The 3,700-nt window shown below is 48.9% G+C and carries 5 protein-coding genes; 3 read left to right on the top strand and 2 right to left on the bottom strand.

Annotated elements, in window-relative coordinates:
• On the bottom strand, positions 1-899 hold an 899-nt coding region (locus AQR02_RS01870; protein ID WP_082451559.1), incomplete at its 3' end, for an AraC family transcriptional regulator.
• A gap of 148 nt (positions 900-1,047) precedes the next feature.
• On the bottom strand, positions 1,048-1,506 hold the full coding sequence (locus AQR02_RS01865; protein WP_236336132.1) for a NanQ anomerase/TabA/YiaL family protein: 459 nt from the start codon (positions 1,504-1,506) through the stop codon (positions 1,048-1,050).
• 461 nt (positions 1,507-1,967) lie between these two features.
• On the opposite strand from AQR02_RS01865, the gene AQR02_RS01860 reads away from it, so the two are divergent.
• The 3 genes from AQR02_RS01860 to AQR02_RS01850 all read left to right on the top strand — a co-directional run.
• Positions 1,968-2,549, top strand: coding sequence for a hypothetical protein (locus AQR02_RS01860; RefSeq protein ID WP_054939143.1), 582 nt, complete (start codon positions 1,968-1,970; stop codon positions 2,547-2,549).
• Between the two features lie 114 nt (positions 2,550-2,663).
• A complete protein-coding gene (locus AQR02_RS01855) occupies positions 2,664-2,996 on the top strand; it encodes a hypothetical protein (RefSeq protein ID WP_054939142.1) in 333 nt (110 codons plus the stop codon).
• Positions 2,997-3,190: 194 nt separating this feature from the next.
• Positions 3,191-3,700: glycerophosphodiester phosphodiesterase family protein (locus AQR02_RS01850; RefSeq protein WP_245237043.1), on the top strand; the 510-nt coding region annotated here is incomplete at its 3' end.

Here is a 3,700-nt window from a genome sequence, read left to right as displayed (position 1 = left end):
CTTTCTTCCTGCATTCTTGCCCTGTTATTCCTGAATATTGTCTTATGGTATTTCAGCGGAGAAATGCCTGTTGCGGACTTGAAAAAATGATGGAAAGTCTTCACGCTTCCGAACCCGGCAGCTTCCGCAACGGCTGACATCGGCAGGTCTTCGTTCAGCAGAATCCACTTCGCCTTGTTCAGCCGGTATTCATTGAGGAAAGCAACAAAGGTCATGCCCGTGTTCTTCTTGAACAGCTTGGTGAAATAATACGGGCTGAATCCCATATGCCGGGCGACCTCATTCAGCGTAATCGGCTCCCTGTAATGCTGCTCGACATAGATGAAGACCCGCTCCAGCCGCTCCAGCGTTTCCCGGGACTGTGTCAGCGTGTCTTCCGAGAATTTAGGCAGCCTTCCGGCTGTATTCTTCGGCACCTCACGCATAATAACTGTCAGCAGCTCGAACAGTCTGGCTTTGATTAAATAGGCGTATCCTTCACGGCGCTGAAGGTCTTCCTCATAGATACTCTCGATCAGGGCAATCATCTTGGCGGCTGCGGATTCCGGCCAGCGTGAGCTGGAATGCTCCATAGAGGTAAATACATCACGCAGCGAATACTCATTACCGCTTAGCGCAGCCATTTCCTGAAACAGATTCAGGTCGAACTGGATCACCAGCCGTTCACTCTCGGGGGAAGCGAGGAAATAATGCACATCGCCGCCATTGATAAACTGAACCTCACCCTGCTCCATCCGGATAGGGGTATCATTTATTCCCAGATTTAGCGTTCCTTTAGTTACATAGATAATTTCGATTTCTTTATGCCAGTGCGGATAACACAGCTCATCCCCGCCACAGACTAAGCTGCGAAAAGGAAAGTGCTTATCCACATCCGGAAGCTCGAGGTAAATGCTCATAAGCGCGGCTCCTTGTCCGGGTTGTTCTTCTATCCGAAAGATATCGTAACTCATTTGAGATGAGAATGACAAACACTGGTGATATTAGCGCTGTAAAAGCAAAAAGGAGCCTATCCGGCTCCTTGTGAATGCAGACTATCCGAGTCTGCTACAGCTTGATTTTCAGAACAACCTTCCGTACCGCTTCCTTGCGGCCGGCTTCAATCCCCGTCATATGCCCGTCCTGCGGATAGCAGACAACCAGTGCACCAGGGCCTGCGGTTACAGCGGATTCCAGCGCTCCGGTGAAGAACACCGCATCCTTCTCAGCGCTATATTCCTCTTTTACTGCAAGCTGCTCAATAGCCGCATAGCCGATCCGCTCCGTGCCTTCCAGGATATAATGCAGATCCAGATTGACCCGGTGCGCTTCCCAGAAGCATTCCCCGGCATCCTTCGTTTCATATTCGTTAATGAAATAGAACATGTTCTCATCGACTTCATGGCGTCCTGCCGCCTGTCCGGCAAAATCCGTATCCCGCAGGAACCGCAGCCCAGCCTGAATCTTCTCTCCATAAGCCGCCTCATTCTCCAGCAAATGTCCTAATGTATCTACGATCAAGCCCATCATCCCCTGCAATCTCTAATTTATCCCTGCTTTTTGGAATATAAAAAAAGAATAGCTGATCTCTATCCCTCAGGTCTATGTGTTTGTTCACGTCTCTCCCGCATATTCTATTATATAGATTAAACTTATGATTTTTCTATTTGGGGTATTAGCCGTGACTACAGAGAATATTTGGGCTTCCGGCCGCTGTTAGGTTTGGACTTCCTTGAATATAACTGCTTATCGCAGTAGAAACCCAAACCTAGCTTATGCTTCCGAAGCGAGCTTTCCTGCGGAAAGCTTTCAGGCGGACGCTACCGCTCCTCCAGCTCCAAAATTCCCCTCCGCCACTTTCCCCTTATTGTATATTTTCAAGTTCAATCTATATAGTAGAACCAATTTTTAGCCCATGCTTTCGAAGCGAGTTTTGCCGATGTGTCTCAAGGTATCTTATACTAACAAAACTTTCAGGAGGCGGTAAAATGCTCATATTCCTAATGTACATGTTCGCCGTGCTGGGGATTACCCTGCTGCTGGCGGCTGCGGTGCTGCAGTATAAATTATCCTATCCTTCATCAAACCTGAATAAGCTGGCCCGTTCCCTCGGCTCCTTCAATCTTGAATTCCCCCAGCGGTATGTTACGCCCGATGAGTCGCATATTATCGCCCTGGATGAGGATGGTAAGACACTGGCAATCGGCAAGTATGATCCCGGCAGACAGGAGAATGCGACCGCGACGCTGTATACTTTTGAAGCTATATTAGGTTCGGAAATTATTGAGAACGCCCTTACGCTCACCAAAGTCAGCAAAACCAGCCGGATTACCAGCAGCGCTATTAAACCCGGTTACAACCCGGATCGTGCCGGAGATGACACCGAACCCGCCGAGGAGATCAAGGAGCTCACCCTCAGAATCTATCTCAGCAGCGCGGATACGCCGGTCTTGTCTATTCCCTTCCTCCCTGGCGCGTCCCCGGCCAAAAAATCAGATCTGGAGTACTCTCTTGCATTCTCGGAGGTTCAGCTTGTGCATGAAGCCATCCGCGGGATTGTCTCCGCGTGAAGTCAACCAGATATGACCGTTATATTTTTTGAACCGGGATGGATATCCGTTTATAGTATAGTTATAAATGGTATTTCACTCAGATATTCATTCCGGGTACCCTGGAGGCATAGCATGAAACTCTCAGAGAAATCAACGAAGCGGCTGAACATCATAGGGCTGATTTTAGTATGGGTCATTGGTTCTGCAATCTTCGGATTTTTCACTTTTATATCTGCATTTTTATTGCTGTTACCCCTCCAAGTGTTCCTGGTTTTTACGTTCGACAGCCTGGTAAAAGTAAGGCAAAAGGTGCTGATAAGCCGTCTGCTGGCATTGACGGGGTTCACCGGTTTCATCATTGCCTTCTGGGTTGAAGTCCCCCACTGGACTAAGCTGTTCCTGTTATTTGCACAGGGCACTTTTCTGTACGCTGAAATTAAAATGTGGCTCGAAGCGAGAAAATGATCCCCTCAGCCTACTTCCTTAGACGGAAATCCGGTTCTTTTTGTGCAATATTGTAAGCCCCATGTTAAATTTGCTTCATTTCGCACCCTTCGCCGGCAGGCGGACAGGGTTTCTTGTTGTGGTGTTGAATAGACAATAGAGCCTGCTTTGTGCGGGTACTTAGTAAAAACTATGAGGCGGAGGGGTAACAACACATGAACAGCATTATCAACTTTGCACACCGCGGTGCATCTGCGGTATGCCCGGAGAATACGATGGCGGCATTCCGCAAAAGCCTTGAGCTGGGCGCAACCGGTATTGAAACCGATGTCCAGATGTCTTCAGACGGAGGACTGGTGCTCATCCATGATGAAAGTTTAAACCGCACTGCCGGTGCTGAAGGATATGTAAAGGATAGAACGCTGAGCCAGCTGCTGGAGCTGAATGCCGGTTCCTGGTTCGGGCCGGAATTCAAGGACGAGCGTCTTCCTACGCTGGAGGAATTACTGGATTTACTGCAGAAGCGGGATACCGTCCTCAATATCGAACTAAAGAACGGAATCTTTATGTACCCGGGGATGGAGGAGAAGGTCATAGCCGCTGTGCGGGATTACGGGATGAGTGAACGTGTGGTTCTGTCAAGCTTCAATCACTACTCGCTGGCCTACTGCAAATCGCTGGCGCCAGAGATCCGTACAGGTATTTTATATGGCGAAGGCTTGTAC

This window comes from Paenibacillus ihuae, assembly GCF_001368795.1.
Classification (GTDB): domain Bacteria; phylum Bacillota; class Bacilli; order Paenibacillales; family Paenibacillaceae; genus Paenibacillus_AQ; species Paenibacillus_AQ ihuae.
The sequence above is the reverse complement of the archived record's forward strand: the minus strand, read 5'-3'. Positions and strand labels throughout refer to the sequence as shown.